We start from the raw sequence: 18,790 nt of genomic DNA, 5'->3' as shown, positions 1-18,790 counted from the left end.
TACTAAAAACATAGAGATTATATCTAATTATCCGACGCGTCGCGGGGGGCTTTCAGACCTGTCAGACGACGCTTCCGATTGCTAGAAGGAACGCGACGATGAAATCCCTCGCACGGCTCGCACTGTCCGCCGCCGTCATTCCGTTTATTTTCATTCAGGGCGCGCGGGCCGACGGCCTTTCCGGCGCTCCGGCTCCCTTCGACAAGGGTGGGGTCAAGGTGGCGCTGATCAGCTACATCTCGGCCGGTGATTTCTTTCAGGCCTACCAGGCGGGTGCCGAGGCCCAGGCCAAGGCTCTGGATATCGACCTGCGCGTCTTCCCCGGGCGCCAGGATGCCGCCGAACAGCGCGAGCAGATCCTTCAGGCGATCAATCTCGGCGTCTCCGGCATCGTCATCGACCACGGCCTGCCGGAATCGCTCGGCGACGTCGTGCAGCAGGCGCTCGACAAGGGCATCAAGGTCGTGGCCTTCGACGTCAATCTGAACAATCCCAAGATTCCGCAGGTGGAGCAGAGCGATCACGAGCTAGCGTCGCTCGCCCTCGAGCAGGTGGTGAAGGATAATGGCAAGGACTTCAAAGCCGGCTATGTCTATGTCGCCGGCTTTGCGCCGCTCGACCGCCGCAACGAAGTCTGGGACAAGTTCAAGTCCGAAAATACCGGCGTGGTCGAAAAGGCTCGCTTCGGCAATGTCAGCGATACGACGGCGACCTCGACCGCCGACCAGGCGAAGGCCGCGCTCACTGCCAATCCCGATATTTCGGTGGTCTTCGCCCCCTATGACGAATTCGCCCGCGGCGTGAAACTCGCCGCCAACGATCTCGGCATATCAAGCAAGCTCAAAATCTATTCGGCCGACGTTTCCACGGCCGATATCCAGGAGATCACCGAGGAGGGCAGCCCATGGGTCGCCACCGTCGCGACCAATCCGGCTGTCGTCGGCGCCGTCTCCATCCGCGCCGCCGCCCTCGAAATCGCCGGCCAGACGGTTCCCCGAGAGATTACCGTGAAGCCGACGCTGCTGACCCAGGAGAGCCTGCGCGCTGCCGGCGTCAAGACGATCGAGGATCTGGCGCAGAAGATCCCGGCCTTCAGCACCAGCGACGCAGCGACCGCCAGCTGGATCCCGGACAAGCTGTTCTGAGACGTTTCAGCTCGATCCCTCCGGCGGGAGCGTGCGGCTCACGCCGGATCATCTTTTGAAGAATTGGAGTTCCGCCCATGAGCCAGTCCAATGTCGTCTTCGCGGCCCCCCGCAACCTGACGCGAGAAGACCTCTTTGCCCGTGCCGAGACCATCTCGGCCGACCTTTCCGAGCGCGCCGCCGAGCTCGACCGCGACGGCCGCCCGCCGCTTGCGGAAATCGTCAAGCTGAAGAATGCCGGGCTGCTCAACGTGCTGCATCCGACAGAGATCGGCGGCGGCGGCCTTGATTGGGTCGACGGACTGAGGCTGGTGCGCATTCTCGCCCGCGGCGAGAGCTCGATCGGCCAGTTGCTCGGCTATCACTATGTCAACAGCCAGTACGTCTACTGGGCTCTCGACGCGGCGCGCGCCCATGCGCTGGGCAACGAGACGGTGGCGAAGAACCTCTATTGGGGTGCGGCCGTCAATCCCCGCGATCCCGGTCTGGTGCTGACCCGCCGCGGCAACGGTTATGTGCTGAACGGGCGCAAGTCCTTCTCGACCGCGGCGCGGGTTTCCGACTACATCAATGCCAATGCGGCGCTCGACGACAAGATCGCCGGCTTTGCCGTGCCGACAAATCGTCCTGGCTATGTTGCCAATGACGACTGGGACAATATCGGCCAGCGCCTCTCCGACAGCGGCAGTGTCGAGTTCCACGATTTCCCCGTTTACGAGGAGGATTTCGTCGGCGCGCCCGCAGCAGCCGATGTGCCGCCGCCGGTGCTGTCGACCTTCAACACGCCGTTCATCCAGCTGGTCTTCGTCAACTTCTATCTCGGCACCGCCGAAGGCGCGCTGCAGGCGGCCGTCGATTATGTCCGCACCACCACCCGGCCGTGGATTACGTCAGGCGTCGAGCGCGCGGCCGACGATCCCTATATCCTCGAACGCGTCGGCGAATTCACCGCTGCCCTGAAGGCCTCGGCCGCCCTTGCCGACAGTGCGGCAGCGGCCGTGCAGGCCGGTCTTGCCCGCGGCCGCGACGTGACGGCGCGCGAGCGCGGCGAGGCGGCGGCGGAAGCCTATGCCGCCAAGGTCCATGCCACCCATGTGTCGCTGGACATCACCTCGCGCGTCTTCGAACTGACCGGCGCGCGCTCGACGGCCGACAAATACCGCTTCGACCGGTTCTGGCGCAATGTCCGCACCCACACGCTGCACGATCCGGTGTTCTACAAGGCGAGGGAAGTCGGTGAATTCGTGCTGAACGACAGGATACCAGAGGTCAGCCTCTACAGCTGAGGCGCGCGCCGCCTTCATCGAAAAAGAAAACCGCCGCCATCACCGGCGGTGGCTAGTTTGATGACAAACCCGCTCTTTTCATCCTCGGCCTTGTGCCGAGGATCTGCTGCCCCATCGACCGGAGGCAGATGCTCGGGACAGGCCCGAGCATGACGAAAGAGGAGTTAGCCGACTTGTTGGCAGCCTGACCACCGCCGTCGCCAGAGGTGGTGGTTTTTCCTTGCAGCGATAAAAACTCAGAGCGCGCCGTTCTTCGGCGGCGTCACGCCGTTCAGATGGTAGTTGCCGACGACGTGATATTTCCAGCGCACGGGATCGTGCAGCGTGTGGGTGCGGGCATTGCGCCAGTGGCGATCGAGATTGAGGCCTACCTGCACCGACGAGGTTCCGGCAAGCTCGAAGAGCGTATTCGAAGCCTCGAGCGCCACCTCGGTCGTCAGCACTTTGGCGGCGGCGACCGCAAGCGTTGCCTCGATTACCTTCTGCTCCGTCGTTTCGACCTGTGCGGCATCGACCTTGTGGCCGGCGCGCTCGACAAGGGCGGTCGCGGCTTCGAGCCGGATGGCGATCTGCCCGACTTTGGCGATCGTCAGCGGATCGTCGGAGGCGCGGTCGAGGCCGCTATCCATCCAGGGGCGCGATTTCGTCCTGACGAAATCCAGCGTTTCGGCGAAAGCGGCGCGCGCAATGCCGAGATCGACGCCGGCATGGATGATCTGGCCGACGGAGCCGATCGTCGTCGGGCGCTCGAAGCCCTTATGATGGAAGACGACGGAATCGGCACTGACATAGACGTTGTCGAGAACAGTCGTGCCGCTGCCGGTGGTGCGCTGGCCGAAGCCGTCCCAGTCGTCGACGATCTCGACGCCTTCGGTGCCCCTCGGCACGAAGGCCATGGTCAGCCGCTCGTCCGCATCGAGGGCGAAGACAGTGATCCAGTCGGCGAAGAGCACGCCTGTGGAATAGAATTTGCGGCCATTGATCCGGTAGCCCGGACCGTCGCGGCTGATGCGCGTGTTATAATGCCCGACCGTCTTCGTGCCGCGCTCGGAAAGTGCATTGCCGAAACGGTCGCCGGCAAGCACCCGGCTGAAGAAATAGCGCTGCTGCTCCTCGCTGCCGTCGGTTCGGAGCGCCTCGAGAATATAGAAATGGTTCTGCGGGATCTGGCCGATCGAACCGTCCGCCTGCGACAGGATCGCGGTGATCTCGGCAAGCACCGCGTTCGAAACGTCGAGGCCGCCATATTGCGCCGGCACGGTGATCGCCAGAAGGCCGGACTGCGCGAGAAGATCGAGTTCGGCAAAGGGCAGAAGCCGGTCGCTGTCGCGCTCGGCGGCGCGTGCTGCAAATTGCGCCGCCAGCCTGCGGGCGGTTGCGATCGCTTCCTCGTCGCTGCCGATACGGTCGGCCACGGGCCGGATCTGATCTGCTTGCCTCAGCACGGTATTCATCGATCTCTCCAATTCTGACGATCCTATCGGTGAAAGAAATCGGGCGCCGAGATAAGAGTACAAATTCTATAGATGTGATAGAAAATAAAAAGTGTTTGCTTATCGGCCTTCGACCGCTGCGATTAGGGTTTCGGTCCAACCTTCGTGCGGCGACGCGCCCGGGGAGGGACGATAAAATTCCCGCCTTCGAATATTCTGCAAATGGAGAAGATTGAGGTGTTTGAGAAGCATCCGGTGCTCCCGCGTCGCGCGCCAGCTTAATCGAGCGATGCGAGATCACGCCTGCCGTGAAGGACGCGCACGATATTGACGGTTTGGACGGGTCCTTCATCGGTGTCCGGAACGGTCTCATAGAGCATAACAAACGGCGCTTCGACCAACATGCGCGCGCCCGGCCGGATTTCTGGTCGGCGCCTGCCGATACGCGGCTGCTCCATCAACAACTTCGCCTTCCGTTCGAAGCTATCGAAAAGCCGCTCGGCTGCCTGCGGCTGTTCCAGACCGACCTGAACATAAATGTCACGAACGTCGGCCAGGGCCTGGGGCAACCAAACGAGATCAACGGGCATTGTTGAGGGCAGCACTTAGTTCCTGACGAGCCTCCTCGCGAAGCTTGTCGAAATCGACCCGCACGGGGTCACCGCTAGCCTTGCCTTCGTCCCAAAGTTCCCGCAAGCGTTTAGCATCTGCCTGACGGGCTTCCCATTTGGCCTCCCAGTCGCGGACTGCTTCGCGCACGATTTCACTTGTGGTGGCGTAGGCGCCGGTCTTGACCGCGTCGCGAAGCAGGGCCGCCTGATGCGTGGTAACGGCCACGCTTACTTTCTCGACATTCGGCATTTCTCATATCCTTGATCTGATAGTGGTAAAGTTTACTACCGTCTGAACACTCTGCCAAGCACCACTTCGATTAATCGCCGAGTTTTCGTGCCAGTGGTCGCCTCGCCGCTCAGCACCGCGTGCCGGCAAAACGCCAGGGATCGATGCATTCGACGCCAAGCGGAATGAAATGCGCGACGTTGCGGGTCACGAGTTTCAGCCCATGTTCCAGCGCCGTGGCGGCGATCATCGCATCGGCGGCGGGGCGTTTGTCGGCAGTCGGCAGCAGGCCCGCCCGGCTTGCCGTTACTGTATCGAAAGGCAGGATGCGGCCGGAAAATTCCGTCAGCACGATCTCATCCATCCAGCGGCGGAGATCCTCGGCAAAACCCGGGTCTCTTGCCTGCTCGCGCGTTATGCCGAACTGGATTTCCATGATCGTCACCGCCGAGAGATAGGCTTCGGCAACGGAAAACTCCTTCATGAAATCCTGGAATCCCTGCGCCTGTCGCTCGGCCCTGCGCGCAGCAGAGACAACATTCGTGTCGAGCAGGAAAACCATCAGAACTCGACGGTCCTGCCGCCAAAACCGAGCCGTTCCGGCTCGAACTCCCTTTCATCCGCCCCGGGATCACGCAATGCCGCAAAGAGCGTCTTCGGCGCTTTCCAGTTCGCTTCGAATTCCGCATAGCTCACAAGCACATAGGCGGCCTCGCCGCGATCGGTGATGACAAGCGGCCGCTCGCTCGCTTCCTTCTTCGCCTTGCTCGGGTTCTGGTTGAAGGCGGCGCTGGTCATGAAGGACATTCTCATCGAAACCACCCATACTACATCCGACAGCAAATATACTACATCGTATCCGCTTTACAAGATCGGCAAGGAGCGAGGGGAGGCTGCTTAACGAGCCAACGCTCAGACCATGGCTCCCACCTGAAAGGCGTCGCTTTCTCCCGGCATCAGTTCGAGCGGCCAGACGACGTTGCGGCCGGCATCAGGATAGAACGCGCGATAGGCCGGCACATTGGCGAGAAGCGTCTGTCCGAGCGCGACGCCGAGATCATAGAGCGACATACGGAAGCAACTGAGCGAAGGGTTCAGGAACCGTGCGCGCGGGGCATCGCGGAAGCCGATCACGGCAAGGTCGCGGCCGGGCACGACGCCCGATTCCATCAGGCGGCGGTAGAGGCCGATCGCCATCAGCTCGTAGATCAGGATCACCGCCGTCGGCCGCTCTTCGAGGAGCAGCAGCTCATGGGCCGCCTGGTAGCCTCCCTGTTCACTCGATTTGACGCGGATGACGAGCGACGGATCGAAGGCGATACCGTGCCGCGCCAGCGCGCGGCGATAGCTCTCGATAAAGACATAGCCGAGGTTGACCTCGCTCGACGGCGCCGTGATCGCGATCCGGCGATGGCCGCGCGCGACCAGCCGTTCAACGGCACGGTCGGCCACGCCTTCGAAATCGAGATCGATCCAGGGGAAATTGCCTGGGGAAAGGCTGCGGCCGACCGCAACGAAGGGGATCTTTGCCCGCGACAGAAGATCGATGCGCCGGTCGATGCGCTGCATATTCGAGATGATCATCGCATCGACGATCCGGCGCGCCACGATCCGCTTCAGATATTCGTGCGGATCCTCGTCGCTCGGGCAGGGCAGCATGATCAGGTCGAGCTTGTGGCGGGCAAAGACGCCCTGCAACCCGCTGGTGACGCCGAGAAAGAAGTTGTCGGCATTTTCGACCGCCTCCGCGCTGGATTCGATCATCAACCCGATGACCTTCGTCTCTCCCTGCCTCAGGCTCCGGCCCGACTGGTTGGCGACGTAGCCCAGCTCCTCGGCCGCCGCCAGCACGCGCCGCCGCGTTTCCTCGTTCACATCGGGCTTGCCGTTCAGCGCCCGGGAAACGGTGCCGATCGAAATATCAAGCTGTTCGGCAAGCTGGCGAATCCCTTTCATCGGCTGCATTCCCCCGGAGGATGATGTCGTCCGAAAACTGCACGGGTTTCGGACGACATCATGCTCCTACTTCTCTGAATTCGATCCATCCGGATCTGGGTCCGCAATTTCGCATTTGGCGTCTCTTGACATCGCAAAATGTTTCCGCCAACATTCGTAAACGTTTACGGAGTGCGTGTCACCAGGAGAATTGGCGCCATTCCCCGGAGGAAATCGTGAAATTCAATGCCATTCTGTGCGGGTGCGGAGCTATGTCCAAAGGTTGGTTGCGCGCCATCGCGTCCAACCCTCAACTGGCTGAATCCATCGCCATCGTCGGCCTCATCGACCTCAACCGCGAGACGGCAGAACAGCTTGCCGCCGAGTTCGGCCTTAAGGACGCCGTCATCGGTTCGGATCTCTCCGAGGTCATCGCCGCCACCAAGGCCGACCTGGTCTTCGACATCGTCATTCCGGCCGCCCGTTACGATGTCGTTTCGACGGCGCTCAAGGCCGGCTGCCATGTGCTCAGCGAAAAGCCGATGGCCGCCTCGCTCGCCGACGGGGCCGCGCTGGTCGATCTCGCCGCAGAGAGCGGCCGCATCCACGCCGTCATCCAGAACCGCCGCTTCATCTCGGGTATCAGGCGGCTGCGCCGTTTCGTCGATAGCGGCGCGATCGGCGAGCTCACCGGCATTCACTGCGATTTCTTCCTCGCGCCGCATTTCGGCGGCTTCCGCGAGGAGATGGACAATGTGCTTCTTCTCGACATGGCGATCCACACTTTCGATGCGGCCCGCTACGTCGCCGACCGGAAACCGCTCGCCGTCTATTGCGTCGAGCGTAATCCGAAGGGTTCGTGGTACCGGCACGGCGCTTCGGCCAATGCCATCTTCGAATTTTCCGACGATATCGTCTTCACCTATCGCGGCTCCTGGTGCGCCGAGGGCGAGCGCACCAGCTGGGAAAGCCAGTGGCGCCTCGTCGGCTCGAAGGGCATGCTCACCTGGGACGGCGAGGAAAATTTCAAGGCGACTGTCGCGGGCGAGGAGCCCGGCCTGTTGCGTGGCTCTGCTTCCGTAAACGTTCTCGGCCCGGAACACGACGCGGAAACCCACGGCCATGCCAGCGTCATCGCCGATTTCATCGCGGCGATCCGAACCGGCAAACAGCCCGAAACGGTCAATTCCGACAATATCCGAAGCCTCGCCATGGTCTTCGGCGCCATCGAAAGCGCCAAGACCGGCAAGCGCATCGAAATTTCAGCATAGGATAAAGTGACGTGAGCAACCCTGCAAAATCCATTCGCATCGGCACCATGGTCAGCGGCAATAAGGGCGATGCTGCCACGCGCATCGGCGAGATCGCCGATATGGGCTTCGAGAGCTTCGAACCCTTCTTCTGGCAGACGACCAAGGGGCAGAACCTTGCCGAACTCGGCAAGCGCTGCCTCGAGGCGATCGGCGACCGTGACATCACCATCTCGACGCTCGGCATGTTCGGCAATCCGCTGGAAGAGAGCGCAATCGACCTCGAGACCTTGCAGGGCTGGAAGGACTGCATCGACAATGCCCATCATTTCGGCGCGACCTGCGTTGCCGGCTTCACCGGCCGCGTCCGCGGCAAGCCGCTGACCGACAGCCTGGCTCGCTACAAGCAGATCTGGAGCGAGCTTGCCAGGCGTGCCGCCGACAAGGGCATCAGGATCGCCTTCGAGAATTGCGCCATGGACGGCAACTGGGAAAGCGGCGACTGGAACATCGCCCACAATCCGGATGCCTGGGAACTGATCTTCAACGAGACGCCGGATGATCATATCGGGCTGGAATGGGAGCCCTGCCATCAGATGGTCTATCTGATCGACCCCATGCCGCAGATCCGCAAATGGGCGCACAAGTTCTTCCACGTCCACGGCAAGGACGCGACCATCCGCTGGGAGGTCATCAAGGAGCACGGCATCTTCGGCAAGGAGAAATTCGTCTTCATGCGCACGCCGGGTTTCGGCGACAGCAACTGGACCGACATCATTTCCGAGCTGCGCCTTGCCGGCTGGTCCGGCTCGATCGACATCGAAGGCTGGCACGACCCGGTCTATCGCGACGAACTCGAAATGACCGGCCAGGTCTATGCGCTCAACCACCTCAAGCATGCCCGGGGCGGCGAATTCGTCGTCGATCCGGTCTGATGATATCGTTTCCGGCAAGGAGGAATTGCCGGAACGGGGATAACCACAAAGGAGGAGAACCATGGCTATCCGCAAATATGCAATTCTCGGCGCTCTGGCGCTTGCAGGCGTTTCACTCTTCGGCCTTTCGGCCAAGGCCGAGGACGTCACACTGACGCTCTGGTCGCTGGATAAGGACACCCAGCCGGCGCCGAACCTCGTCAAGGAGTTCAACGCCCAGAACAACGGCATCAAGATCGAATATCGGCTGATCCAGTTCGACGACGTCGTCACCGAAGCCATGCGCGCCTATGCCACCGGCCAGGCGCCCGATATCATCGCCGTCGACAATCCGGAGCATGCGATGTTCTCATCGCGCGGCGCCTTCCTCGACCTCACCGACATGATCGCCAAGTCGACCGTCATCAAGCCGGATAATTATTTCCCCGGCCCGCTGAAATCGGTCGAGTGGGATGGCAAATATTACGGCGTGCCGAAAGCGACGAACACGATCGCGCTCTACTATAACAAGGACATGTTCAAGGCGAAGGGCCTCGATCCGGCGAAGCCGCCGCAGACCTGGGACGAGCTGGTCGAGGATGCGCGCAAGCTGACCGACCCCGCCAAAAACATCTACGGTCTCGCCTTCTCGGCCAAGGCCAATGAGGAGGGCACCTTCCAGTTCCTGCCCTGGGCGCAGATGGGCGGCGGCAGCTACGAGCATATCAATGCCGACGGCGCGGTGAAGGCGCTCGGGATCTGGAAGACGATCATGGACGAGAAGCTCGCTTCTCCAGACACGCTGACGCGCGGCCAGTGGGATTCGACCGGCACGTTCAACTCCGGCAACGCGGCCATGGCGATCTCCGGCCCCTGGGAACTCGACCGCATGACGCAGGAAGCGAAATTCGACTGGGGCGTCACCCTGCTTCCGGTTCCCAAGGAAGGGGCCGAACGCTCGTCGGCCATGGGCGATTTCAACTGGGCGATCTTCGCCAGCAGCAAACATCCGGCCGAAGCCTTCAAGGCGCTCGAATATTTCGCCTCGCAGGACGACAAGATGTTCAAGAATTTCGGCCAGCTTCCGGCCCGTTCCGACATCTCGATCCCCGAAAGCGGCCAGCCGCTGAAGGACGCCGCCCTCAAGGTCTTCCTCGAACAGCTGAAATACGCCAAGCCCCGCGGCCCGCATCCGCAATGGCCGAAGATCTCCAAGGCGATCCAGGACGCCATCCAGGCGGCGCTGACCGGCCAGATGAGCCCGAAGGACGCGCTCGACCAGGCCGCGGATAAGATCAAGGCTGTACTTGGGTGAGGCTTGCTCCCCCTTCTCCCCGGCGGGGAGAAGATGCCCGAAGGGCAGATGAGGGGGTGAGGAGCGCATGCGACGAGCATTCTGAACGCAAGTGAAGAATAGCAGACGCCGAACTCGGAGTCCCCTCATCCGGCTGCCGCCACCTTCTCCCCGCTGGGGAGAAGGGGACTACCCATCGATGGCGAAGGCCATCAACCATTTCCTCCCGGCGGGGGCCGTCTTCTCGCATCAAGCGCCAGGCGGCCCCGATCGGAGCACATCGGAGGACGCATGAAGAGGATCCTGATGAGCGTCAGAGACGGCCGCGGTTTCGATATCGTGCTCGTCGCTTTCCCGCTCGGCTTTCTGTTCCTGATGGCGGGCCTGCCGCTCATCTACAATGTGGTGATGAGTTTCCAGGAGGTCGACATGTTCAGCCTCGGGACCTTCTCGCGCCCCTTCGTCGGCTTCAAGAATTATACCGACCTTTTCGCGCAGCCGGAAACGCTGCCTATCCTCTACAATACCGTCATCTTCGTCACCGGCTCGATCGCCGGCCAGTTCCTGATCGGCTTCGGGCTGGCGCTGTTCTTCTGGGTCAATTTTCCCGGCGCCTCATGGATGCGCGGCCTGTTCCTCGTCTCCTGGGTGATGCCCGGCCTCGTCGTCGGCGCCATCTGGAACTGGATTCTCTCCGGTGATTTCGGCGTGCTGAACTTCATCCTCAGGGAAAGCGGCATCATCTCCGGCAACATCTTCTGGCGCTCGGACCCGCATTATTCGCTCTATGCCGTGATCATCGCCAATATCTGGCTCGGCACGTCGTTCAACATGATCCTGCTGTCCGTCGGCCTTGCCGGCATTCCCGCCGATCTCTACGAAGCGGCCGAACTGGACGGCGCCAATGTCTGGCAGCGGTTCTGGACGATCACACTGCCGATGATGCGCTCGACCATCGGCGCCATCATCGCGCTCGGCCTGATCTTCACACTGCAGCAGTTCGATCTCTTCGCCGCGATCACCTCGGGCGGGCCGAACAATTCCTCTAACGTCACCCAATATTGGGCCTGGGACCTTTCCTTCCGCCAATACGACTTCGCCAAGGGCGCGACGATCTCCGTCATCATGATCGTCTTCGTCATGTTCGCCTCCGTCGTCTATGTCCGCTCCACACGTCACGAGGTGCGCGGATGACGACGACCAATCGCGACCGGCTGATGCTGGCAATATCGATCGTCATGGCGGCGATCTATCTCTTCCCGCTCTATTGGATGTACATCACCGCACTGAAAAGCGGCTCGGAAATGTTCGCCACCCCGCCGAGCTTCTGGCCGGCAGCACCCCAATGGGGCACCTACACCTATGTCTGGGAAAGCCGCGACATGGGCCGCTACCTCTGGAATTCGCTGGTCATCGCTCTCGGTTCCATGGCGCTGATCACCGTGCTCGGCGTCGGCTGCGCCTATGTGCTGGCCAGATACCGCAACGTCTGGGTGGACATCGGCTTGTTCCTGATCCTGATGCTGCAGGTCCTGCCGGCCTCGCTGATGATCACGCCGATCTTCGTCGGATTCTCGCAGATCGGCATGCTCTCTTATCCCAGGCTTGCCGTCATCATCGCGGTCGCGGCCAAGAGCATGCCTTTCTTCGTCATCCTGGTGCGCGCCACCTTCATGAGCGTTCCCCAGGAGTTGGAAGAGGCGGCCCTCGTCGACGGTAATTCCCGCGTCGGCGCCTTCTTCAACATCGTGCTGCCGCTCGCCCGCAACGGCATTCTCGTCAGCGCCATCCTGATCTTCATGCAGGCCTTCGGCGAATTCGTCTATTCGAAGTCGATGATCCAGGCGGTCGACCTTCAGCCGGCAAGCGTCGGTCTCAACTCCTTCATGGGGCCGAACACCAACGAGTGGAACAACATCATGGCCTACGCGACGATGTATGTGACGCCGATCCTTGCCATCTTCGTTCTCTTGCAGCGCCGCATCGTATCCGGCCTCACCTCTGGAGCCCTCAAATGACCACACAGATCGAGCTAAGAGGCGTCAACAAATATTACGGCGCCTTCCACGCCCTGAAGAACATCGACCTGTCGATCGCCAAGGGTACTTTCGTCGCGCTCGTCGGCCCTTCGGGCTGCGGCAAGTCCACATTGCTGCGCTCGCTTGCCGGTCTTGAAAGCATCTCGACCGGCGACCTCCGGATCGCCGGCGAGCTGATGAACGGCGTGCCGCCGCGCAAGCGCGACGTCGCCATGGTCTTCCAGTCCTATGCGCTTTACCCGCATATGACAGTCGAGGAGAACCTGACCTACAGCCTGCGCATCCGCGGCATCGCCAAGGCGGAAGCCAAGAAGGCGGCCGAGGAAGTGGCGGCAACGACAGGCCTTTCGCATCTCCTGAAGCGCTACCCGCGCGAACTGTCCGGCGGACAGCGCCAGCGCGTTGCCATGAGCCGCGCCATCATCCGCCATCCCAAGGCCTTCCTGTTCGACGAGCCGCTGTCCAACCTCGATGCGGCGCTGCGCGTCCATATGCGCAAGGAAATCCGGTCGCTGCACGACCGGCTGAACGCAACCTTCGTCTACGTCACGCACGATCAGGTCGAAGCGATGACGATGGCCGACCACGTGGTGGTGATGCGCGACGGCATCATCGAGCAGCAGGGCGCGCCGCTCGATCTCTACGATCGGCCGGCAAACCGCTTCGTCGCTGGCTTCATCGGCTCGCCGGCGATGAATTTCATTCCCGCGATCGTCGCCGAAGATGGGACGAGCCTGGTGCTGGATTTCGGCGCGGTAAAGCCGAGGCTCGCGAGCTCTCGCGCCCTTGAACCGGGACGCAAGCTCGTCGCCGGCATCCGGCCGGAACATATCGGCGTCGTCGAGCCCGGGCATGGCAGTTTCGACGTGCCGATCGCCTTCGTCGAATCGACCGGCTCGTCGACCTTCATCGTCGCAGCCACCGAACCGGAACTGACAATCGTCGAGACGCGCCGCGACAGGGTCAAGGCGGGAGACATGATTGGACTCTCGGTCGATCCGGCCCAGATCCATCTCTTCGATGCGTCGACGGACCGATTGATATAACAACCGGTGGACAGGGGCGGCGGTCAGCTTCATAAAACCATCATCGGCCTCTGCGAAGGGATTGCTTCCGCACGAGTCATTTCCGTCACATCTGCAGCATCCGGATCTTCTCATGGCATCCTCCCCGATATCAGCGCGTCTTTCGCCGGCCACGTCGCCCCGCCTCGTCGTGCTGGCCGAAACGGTCCTGAAGGCGGGCGAAACCGCCCGCGCCTCGCTTCGGCGGCGGACGTCGGCGGAAATGCTGGCCAAGGCGCCGCGCGACTATCAGACCGAGATCGATGTCGCCGTCGAGCGGATCATCGTCGACGAAATGACCAAGGCCTTCCCGGATTACGCCATCCAGGGCGAGGAAGCCGTCGGCAACCGCATGGGCGGACCGGACACGCCGATCATCTACATCGACCCGATCGACGGCACCACCAACTACGCCTGGGGCCTCCCGCATTTCGGCATGACGATCGCGATCGCCGAAGGCGGCAGGCTCGTCGCCGGCGTCGTCTATGACGCCATGCAGGACGAGTTGTTCAGCGCCGAGCGCGGCGGCGGCGCCTATCTCGATGGCGAGCGCATCAGCTGCGCCGATGTCGGCGACGTCGAGAACGTGCTTATCGGTGCCGGCCTGCCGATCCCCGGCCAGGTCAAGGCGGTTGCGGAAGAGACCTATTTCGACGCGATCAAACGGCTGATAGCCAATACGGCGGGCGTGCGCCGCCTCGGCTCGGCGGCTTTGTCGATCGCCTATGTCGCCTGCGGCCGGCTGGATGGATTCTTCGAGGACGGGCTTTCGATCCACGATTTCGGCGCCTCGGCGCTGATGGTCGAGGAGGCGGGCGGCATCGTCACCCGATTTTCCGGCGCAGAAGTCAAAGGCCCCGGCGATATCCTTGCCGCCAGCAAGGTACTGCACCCCTGGCTCAAGGAAGGCTTCGAGATCAAGGGCTGAAGCGGCGACGAAGGAATTGCACGACAGTACCTGCTGCGCCGTATGGAAATCGGCGGTTGGAAACACTATCTCCCGGGAAACAAGGAGACACCCAATGACCGAAGAACGTGCAGTGCTCGCCGGCGGCTGCTTCTGGGGCATGCAGGACCTCATCCGCCGGTATAAGGGCGTGATCTCGACCCGCGTCGGCTACACCGGCGGCGACGTACCGAACGCCACCTACCGCAACCACGGAACCCATGCCGAAGCGATCGAAATCATCTTCGATCCCGCCAGGATCAGCTATCGCGACATCCTCGAATTCTTCTTCCAGATCCACGATCCGAGCACGCGCAACCGCCAGGGCAACGACGTCGGCACGAGCTATCGCTCGGCGATCTTCTATACCAGCCCCGAGCAGGAGCGTGTCGCCAGGGATACGATCGCCGATGTCGACGCATCGGGCCTGTGGCCCGGCAAGGTCGTCACCGAAGTCGTGCCGGTCGGCGATTTCTGGGAGGCCGAGCCCGAGCACCAGGACTATCTGGAGCGGATCCCGAACGGCTATACCTGCCACTTCGTCCGGCCCGGCTGGAAACTGCCGGTTCGTCAGAAGATCGCCTGAGCCATCAGGCCTCCATCGCCGCGCGGCTGGTTTGCAGAAGTGCGGCGATGAGGTTTGCCCGCGGCGATGAACGCGTCGCGACAATGCCGACCGTGCGCATGGCCGACGCACGCGGCAGGGGCAGCTTGACGATATCGAGCCCAGCCGGCCATGGCGGCGCCCAATCCGGCACAATCGAGATCCCGAGACCGCGATTGACCATCACCGCGATCGCCTCGAGCGCGTCGAGTTCATAACGCTCGATGGGGCGAATGCCGATCTCGCGCAGATATTCGTCGGCGATATGGCCGCCCCATTGGTTGCGATCGTAGCGGATGAAGGGTTGGGTCCTCAGCAGCTCGAGCGGATCGGCCCCCTGGAAGCCTCGCGGCGCGATCAGCACGAGGGGTTCCTGGCGCAGCGTATTGAAGGTCAACGTCTTCTGCATCGGAAATCGCGGTTCGATGATGAAGGCCGCATCCAGCGCGCCGTTCAGAACCTCGGTATAGAGATCCATCGAAGCGCCCGGCCGGATGAAGATCTCGATCAGCGGAAAATCCTGGGCAAGGCGGTGGAGAATGTCGGGAACAAGACCCGTCAGAGCCGTGTTGATCGCGCCGAGCCGCATCTCGCCCGAGATCGTTGCGGTACCGGCCATCGCTTTCAGGTCGCGTGTATCGCGCACCAGGTCCCTGCAGCGTTCGAGAATGGCAAAACCCGCCTCGGTCGGCCGCATGACGCGGCCGGAACGCACCAGCAGCCGTACCCCCAATTCGGCCTCCAACGCACGGATGCGCTGGGCGACGGCGGCCGGCGTCAGGTTCAGCCGCTGGGCGGCCTGCGCCAGCGAGTGCCGCTCGGCAACGACAATGAAGGTTTCGAGAAAACGCGTGTCCATCGATAGTTTTTCTATCTCCTGAACGAAGCAAAAGCGATATTTTATTTACAGTCCGATGCTCCGAAAGATGGCTCGACCCTATGAGGAGACGAGCGACATGGATTTTGGCCTCACGGACAAGACGGCCCTGGTGCTTGGCGCCGGCGGCGGACTGGGCAGTGCGATCGCCGCCAGGCTTGCGAGCGAAGGCGCCAGAATTGCCGCTGCGGATATCGATCTCGCCGCCGCGCAAAAGACCGCAGCCGCAATCGAATCCGAAGGCGGCAAGGCGCTGGCGCTGCAATGGGACCTTGCCGATCTCGCCTCGATCGATGCGCAGGTCGCAGCAATCGAACGTGACTTCGGACCGGTCGATATCCTCATCAACAATACCGGCGGCCCGCCGCCGACCACGGTCTCCGGCCAGGACGCTGATATCTGGAACCGGTATTTCCAGAGCATGGTGCTCTCCGTCATCTCGATAGCCGATCGTGTCCTGCCTGGGATGCGGGCGCGCAAATGGGGGCGCATCGTCACCTCGACCTCGTCGGGCGTGGTCGCGCCGATCCCCAATCTCGGCATCTCGAACGCGTTGCGCCTGTCGCTGGTGGGATGGTCGAAAACCTTGGCGCGCGAGGTCGGCCGCGACGGCATCACCGTCAACATCGTTCTGCCGGGCCGCATCGCCACCGGCCGCATCACCTTCCTCGATGAGCAGAAGGCCAAGCGCGAAAACCGATCCATCGATGACGTCATCACTGAGAGTACCGGCGGCATTCCGCTCGGCCGTTATGGCCGGCCGGAAGAATACGGCAATGTCGTCGCCTTCCTGGCGAGCGAACCCGCCTCCTATCTGACCGGATCGGTAATCCGCGTCGACGGCGGCATGATCCAGAGCATCTGAACGAAACCCGATTGGAAACGATACCATGGCCCTCGACGCTCAAGCGATAGCAACCCTCAACACCGTCTCGACGGCAACCCTGACGACCGTTCTTCTGAAGAAGGGACTGCGGAACGTCTGGATTCGCGGCGCCGTTCCGTTGAAGCCCGGCCAGCCGCGCATCGTCGGCCCGGCCTTCACCCTGCGCTTCGTTCCGGCCCGTGAAGATCTGGCGACACCCGCATCCTGGGCCTCGCCGATCTCGACTCGTGCCGCAATCGAGGCGATGCCTGAAGGTTGCGTTGCGGTCGTCGATGCGATGGGTGTCACCGATGCCGGCATTTTCGGCGATATCCTCTGCGCTCGCATGCAGAAGCGCGGTGTCGCGGCCCTCGTCACCGACGGCGTCGTGCGCGACCTCGCCGGTGTACTCGACAGCCGCCTGCCGGTCTGGTGCCGCGGCGTCGCAGCTCCCCCTTCGGTCGCCGGCCTCACATTCGTCGCCTGGCAGCAGCCGATCGGTTGCGGCGGCGTCGCGGTCTTCCCCGATGACATCATCGTCGTCGACGAGGACGGCGCGGTGCTGATCCCAGCCGATCTCCTGGACACCGTGCTTGATGAAGCGCCGGAACAGGAGCGCATGGAAGCCTGGATCATGGCCAGGATCGATGACGGCGTGCCGCTGCCCGGCCTCTATCCGATGAACGCCGACACCAGGGCGCTCTACGAGACTTCGAAGAAATAGGCCTCTGAATAAGACGGATTGAAGGGGGCTGCGGCTTCGCGACCCCTCAGTTTGTTGAAAGCCTCGTTCTTTACTCGGCGTCATCCACGGCCTTGTGCCGAGGACCTGCTGAGCCGGCTGTAGATACTCGGGACAAGCCCGAGCATGACGAAAGAGGAGTTGGCCGGCCTTTGTCAGCAGTCTCGCGGGTCGCAGCTTTGCTGCCCCATATTGCTGACTCCGATCCAAAGCCGCTCCCGTAGGCCGGCAAGTCTCCGCCGCCTCTCAATAATGAGGCGTGTAATCCCGACCGCCGTCGATCCGCGTCGGGCGCCCGTCCAGGAAAAGCTCGCCGATGCGCGGCGCCGAGCGGGCGATGACCTTGCCGCGGCGGATTACCGCCAGCCGGTTGGGCTTCAGCCGCAACGCCTCCAGCGTGTCGCTTGCCTGGAGGATGACGAGGTCGGCATTGCATCCCTTCTCCAGGCCATAGGCTGCAATCCCCATCGTCCTCGCCGAATTGACGGTCAGCGCGGCGAAGATCTTCTTCTTGTCGTCGATGCCGGCCATCTGTGCGACATGGATCGCCATGTGGCCGACCTCCAGCATGTCGCCGGACCCCATCGAATACCAGGGATCCATGACGCAATCGTGCCCGAAGGAGACATTCAGCCCGGCATCCATCAGCTCGCGGACCCGGGTCATGCCGCGGCGTTTCGGATAGGTATCGTGCCGGCCCTGCAGCATGATGTTGATCAGCGGATTGGGGATCACATTGATCTCGGCCTCCGCCATCAGCGGGATGAGCTTGGAAACATAATAATTGTCCATCGAATGCATCGAGGTCAGATGCGAGCCGGCGACACGTCCTTGCAGACCGAAGCGGATGGTTTGCGCGGCCAGCGTCTCGATATGGCGCGAGAGCGGATCGTCGGTTTCGTCGCAATGCATGTCGACCGGCAGGCCGCGCTCGGCGGCGATGCGGCAGAGCGCCTCGACCGACGCCGTGCCGTCGCCCATCGTCCGTTCGAAGTGAGGAATGCCGCCGACGATGTCAACGCCCATATCGAGCGCCCGGCTGAGCGCGTCGATCGCCCCCGGCGAGCGGTAATAACCGTCCTGGGGAAAGGCGACCAGTTGTAGATCGATATAAGGCGCGACCTTTTCGCGGACCTCGATCATCGCCTCGACGGTCACCAGTCTGGGATCGCTGGTATCGACATGGCTGCGGATGAAAAGCAGGCCTTGCGTGACCGCGAGATCGCAATAGCGCAGCGCGCGGTCAACCAATTCCTCCTTGGTCACGATCGGGCGCAGCTCCCCCCAGAGCGCGATCCCTTCCAGCAGCGTACCCGACACATTCATCCGCGGCAGGCCGAGCGATAGCGTCGCGTCCATGTGAAAATGCGGATCGACGAAAGGCGGGCTGACCAGCCTGCCGGTTGCGTCGATTTCCTCCGGCGCCTGCGCCTGCAGATTGCGCTCGACCGCCATGATCCTGTCGCCCTCAATGCCGATGTCGATGCCTGTTCGGCCATCGGGGAGATTTGCGTTTCTGACGATTAGATCGAACATCGGAACCTCGTTGGAAAAGG

20 protein-coding genes are annotated in these 18,790 nt (G+C 62.2%); 12 read left to right on the top strand and 8 right to left on the bottom strand.

The window, feature by feature from the left end; all coding sequences use genetic code 11:
* Nucleotides 1-98 precede the first annotated feature (98 nt).
* Together QMO80_RS31330 and QMO80_RS31325 are read left to right on the top strand one after the other, a co-directional pair.
* Nucleotides 99-1,145 carry a substrate-binding domain-containing protein gene (locus QMO80_RS31330; RefSeq protein WP_283201694.1) on the top strand — a complete coding sequence of 349 codons (1,047 nt, stop codon included), beginning with the start codon at nt 99-101 and terminating at the stop codon, nt 1,143-1,145.
* 77 nt (nt 1,146-1,222) lie between these two features.
* Nucleotides 1,223-2,431, top strand: a complete 1,209-nt coding sequence (locus tag QMO80_RS31325) for an acyl-CoA dehydrogenase family protein (RefSeq protein ID WP_283201693.1) — start codon at nt 1,223-1,225, stop codon at nt 2,429-2,431.
* A 236-nt stretch (nt 2,432-2,667) separates the two neighbouring features.
* On the opposite strand, the gene QMO80_RS31320 is transcribed toward QMO80_RS31325, so the two are convergent.
* From QMO80_RS31320 to QMO80_RS31295, 6 genes are all read right to left on the bottom strand, one after another.
* Nucleotides 2,668-3,885, bottom strand: coding sequence for an SfnB family sulfur acquisition oxidoreductase (locus QMO80_RS31320; RefSeq protein WP_283201692.1), 1,218 nt, complete (start codon nt 3,883-3,885; stop codon nt 2,668-2,670).
* Between the two features lie 257 nt (nt 3,886-4,142).
* Nucleotides 4,143-4,454 carry a type II toxin-antitoxin system RelE/ParE family toxin gene (locus tag QMO80_RS31315; RefSeq protein ID WP_283201691.1) on the bottom strand — a complete coding sequence of 104 codons (312 nt, stop codon included), beginning with the start codon at nt 4,452-4,454 and terminating at the stop codon, nt 4,143-4,145.
* Nucleotides 4,444-4,725, bottom strand: coding sequence for a type II toxin-antitoxin system ParD family antitoxin (locus QMO80_RS31310; RefSeq protein WP_003595651.1), 282 nt, complete (start codon nt 4,723-4,725; stop codon nt 4,444-4,446). Before QMO80_RS31310 ends, QMO80_RS31315 begins: the two co-directional genes overlap by 11 nt.
* Nucleotides 4,726-4,834: 109 nt before the next feature.
* The gene (locus QMO80_RS31305; protein ID WP_283201690.1) at nt 4,835-5,266 is read right to left on the bottom strand and encodes a type II toxin-antitoxin system VapC family toxin; all 432 of its coding nucleotides are present in this window, start codon (nt 5,264-5,266) and stop codon (nt 4,835-4,837) included.
* Nucleotides 5,266-5,517, bottom strand: coding sequence for a type II toxin-antitoxin system Phd/YefM family antitoxin (locus QMO80_RS31300; protein ID WP_283201689.1), 252 nt, complete (start codon nt 5,515-5,517; stop codon nt 5,266-5,268). The genes QMO80_RS31305 and QMO80_RS31300 overlap by 1 nt, the downstream gene beginning before the upstream one ends.
* Before the next feature lie 99 nt (nt 5,518-5,616).
* Nucleotides 5,617-6,660 (bottom strand): substrate-binding domain-containing protein, encoded by a 1,044-nt coding sequence (locus QMO80_RS31295; protein WP_283201688.1) that lies wholly within the window; start codon nt 6,658-6,660, stop codon nt 5,617-5,619.
* Between the two features lie 215 nt (nt 6,661-6,875).
* On the opposite strand from QMO80_RS31295, the gene QMO80_RS31290 reads away from it, so the two are divergent.
* The 8 genes from QMO80_RS31290 to msrA all read left to right on the top strand — a co-directional run bounded on the left by QMO80_RS31290 (nt 6,876) and on the right by msrA (nt 14,732).
* Nucleotides 6,876-7,910 (top strand): Gfo/Idh/MocA family protein, encoded by a 1,035-nt coding sequence (locus tag QMO80_RS31290; RefSeq protein ID WP_283201687.1) that lies wholly within the window; start codon nt 6,876-6,878, stop codon nt 7,908-7,910.
* Nucleotides 7,911-7,921: 11 nt separating this feature from the next.
* Nucleotides 7,922-8,824 carry a sugar phosphate isomerase/epimerase gene (locus QMO80_RS31285; RefSeq protein ID WP_283201686.1) on the top strand — a complete coding sequence of 301 codons (903 nt, stop codon included), beginning with the start codon at nt 7,922-7,924 and terminating at the stop codon, nt 8,822-8,824.
* A 61-nt stretch (nt 8,825-8,885) separates the two neighbouring features.
* On the top strand, nt 8,886-10,118 hold the full coding sequence (locus tag QMO80_RS31280) for a sugar ABC transporter substrate-binding protein (RefSeq protein WP_097666700.1): 1,233 nt from the start codon (nt 8,886-8,888) through the stop codon (nt 10,116-10,118).
* Nucleotides 10,119-10,388: 270 nt separating this feature from the next.
* Nucleotides 10,389-11,291 carry a carbohydrate ABC transporter permease gene (locus QMO80_RS31275; protein WP_003595640.1) on the top strand — a complete coding sequence of 301 codons (903 nt, stop codon included), beginning with the start codon at nt 10,389-10,391 and terminating at the stop codon, nt 11,289-11,291.
* Complete coding sequence (locus tag QMO80_RS31270) at nt 11,288-12,115, top strand: carbohydrate ABC transporter permease (RefSeq protein WP_283201685.1); 828 nt, start codon at nt 11,288-11,290, stop codon at nt 12,113-12,115. Before QMO80_RS31275 ends, QMO80_RS31270 begins: the two co-directional genes overlap by 4 nt.
* On the top strand, nt 12,112-13,182 hold the full coding sequence (locus tag QMO80_RS31265) for an ABC transporter ATP-binding protein (RefSeq protein ID WP_283201684.1): 1,071 nt from the start codon (nt 12,112-12,114) through the stop codon (nt 13,180-13,182). Before QMO80_RS31270 ends, QMO80_RS31265 begins: the two co-directional genes overlap by 4 nt.
* 112 nt (nt 13,183-13,294) lie before the next feature.
* Nucleotides 13,295-14,128 carry an inositol monophosphatase family protein gene (locus QMO80_RS31260; protein ID WP_283201683.1) on the top strand — a complete coding sequence of 278 codons (834 nt, stop codon included), beginning with the start codon at nt 13,295-13,297 and terminating at the stop codon, nt 14,126-14,128.
* 94 nt (nt 14,129-14,222) lie between these two features.
* Nucleotides 14,223-14,732: a peptide-methionine (S)-S-oxide reductase MsrA gene (msrA, locus tag QMO80_RS31255; protein WP_283201682.1), complete on the top strand. Its 510-nt coding sequence runs from the start codon at nt 14,223-14,225 to the stop codon at nt 14,730-14,732.
* A gap of 4 nt (nt 14,733-14,736) precedes the next feature.
* On the opposite strand, the gene QMO80_RS31250 is transcribed toward msrA, so the two are convergent.
* The gene (locus QMO80_RS31250) at nt 14,737-15,609 is read right to left on the bottom strand and encodes a LysR family transcriptional regulator (protein ID WP_283201681.1); all 873 of its coding nucleotides are present in this window, start codon (nt 15,607-15,609) and stop codon (nt 14,737-14,739) included.
* A 97-nt stretch (nt 15,610-15,706) separates the two neighbouring features.
* Here QMO80_RS31250 and QMO80_RS31245 point away from each other — a divergent pair, with 97 nt between their 5' ends.
* The gene (locus tag QMO80_RS31245) at nt 15,707-16,492 is read left to right on the top strand and encodes an SDR family oxidoreductase (RefSeq protein WP_283201680.1); all 786 of its coding nucleotides are present in this window, start codon (nt 15,707-15,709) and stop codon (nt 16,490-16,492) included.
* A 25-nt stretch (nt 16,493-16,517) separates the two neighbouring features.
* A complete protein-coding gene (locus QMO80_RS31240; RefSeq protein WP_283201679.1) occupies nt 16,518-17,216 on the top strand; it encodes a ribonuclease activity regulator RraA in 699 nt (232 codons plus the stop codon).
* 264 nt (nt 17,217-17,480) lie between these two features.
* Here the strand turns inward: QMO80_RS31240 and QMO80_RS31235 are convergent, their stop codons facing one another.
* Nucleotides 17,481-18,770 carry an amidohydrolase family protein gene (locus tag QMO80_RS31235; protein ID WP_283201678.1) on the bottom strand — a complete coding sequence of 430 codons (1,290 nt, stop codon included), beginning with the start codon at nt 18,768-18,770 and terminating at the stop codon, nt 17,481-17,483.
* Between the last annotated feature and the right edge of the window lie 20 nt (nt 18,771-18,790).

Origin of the sequence: Rhizobium sp. BT03, assembly GCF_030053155.1 — a bacterium.
GTDB lineage: Bacteria > Pseudomonadota > Alphaproteobacteria > Rhizobiales > Rhizobiaceae > Rhizobium.
This window is presented reverse-complemented; position numbering and strand designations above follow the sequence as displayed.

Bases quoted from the DNA above. Each gene is read 5' to 3' on its own strand.
- QMO80_RS31330 (WP_283201694.1), top strand. From the start codon at position 99: ATGAAATCCCTCGCACGGCTCGCACTGTCCGCCGCCGTCATTCCGTTT.
- QMO80_RS31325 (WP_283201693.1), top strand. From the start codon at position 1,223: ATGAGCCAGTCCAATGTCGTCTTCGCGGCCCCCCGCAACCTGACGCGA.
- QMO80_RS31320 (WP_283201692.1), bottom strand. From the start codon at position 3,885: ATGAATACCGTGCTGAGGCAAGCAGATCAGATCCGGCCCGTGGCCGAC.
- QMO80_RS31315 (WP_283201691.1), bottom strand. From the start codon at position 4,454: ATGCCCGTTGATCTCGTTTGGTTGCCCCAGGCCCTGGCCGACGTTCGT.
- QMO80_RS31310 (WP_003595651.1), bottom strand. From the start codon at position 4,725: ATGCCGAATGTCGAGAAAGTAAGCGTGGCCGTTACCACGCATCAGGCG.
- QMO80_RS31305 (WP_283201690.1), bottom strand. From the start codon at position 5,266: ATGGTTTTCCTGCTCGACACGAATGTTGTCTCTGCTGCGCGCAGGGCC.
- QMO80_RS31300 (WP_283201689.1), bottom strand. From the start codon at position 5,517: ATGAGAATGTCCTTCATGACCAGCGCCGCCTTCAACCAGAACCCGAGC.
- QMO80_RS31295 (WP_283201688.1), bottom strand. From the start codon at position 6,660: ATGAAAGGGATTCGCCAGCTTGCCGAACAGCTTGATATTTCGATCGGC.
- QMO80_RS31280 (WP_097666700.1), top strand. From the start codon at position 8,886: ATGGCTATCCGCAAATATGCAATTCTCGGCGCTCTGGCGCTTGCAGGC.
- QMO80_RS31275 (WP_003595640.1), top strand. From the start codon at position 10,389: ATGAAGAGGATCCTGATGAGCGTCAGAGACGGCCGCGGTTTCGATATC.
- QMO80_RS31270 (WP_283201685.1), top strand. From the start codon at position 11,288: ATGACGACGACCAATCGCGACCGGCTGATGCTGGCAATATCGATCGTC.
- QMO80_RS31265 (WP_283201684.1), top strand. From the start codon at position 12,112: ATGACCACACAGATCGAGCTAAGAGGCGTCAACAAATATTACGGCGCC.
- QMO80_RS31260 (WP_283201683.1), top strand. From the start codon at position 13,295: ATGGCATCCTCCCCGATATCAGCGCGTCTTTCGCCGGCCACGTCGCCC.
- msrA (WP_283201682.1), top strand. From the start codon at position 14,223: ATGACCGAAGAACGTGCAGTGCTCGCCGGCGGCTGCTTCTGGGGCATG.
- QMO80_RS31250 (WP_283201681.1), bottom strand. From the start codon at position 15,609: ATGGACACGCGTTTTCTCGAAACCTTCATTGTCGTTGCCGAGCGGCAC.
- QMO80_RS31245 (WP_283201680.1), top strand. From the start codon at position 15,707: ATGGATTTTGGCCTCACGGACAAGACGGCCCTGGTGCTTGGCGCCGGC.
- QMO80_RS31240 (WP_283201679.1), top strand. From the start codon at position 16,518: ATGGCCCTCGACGCTCAAGCGATAGCAACCCTCAACACCGTCTCGACG.
- QMO80_RS31235 (WP_283201678.1), bottom strand. From the start codon at position 18,770: ATGTTCGATCTAATCGTCAGAAACGCAAATCTCCCCGATGGCCGAACA.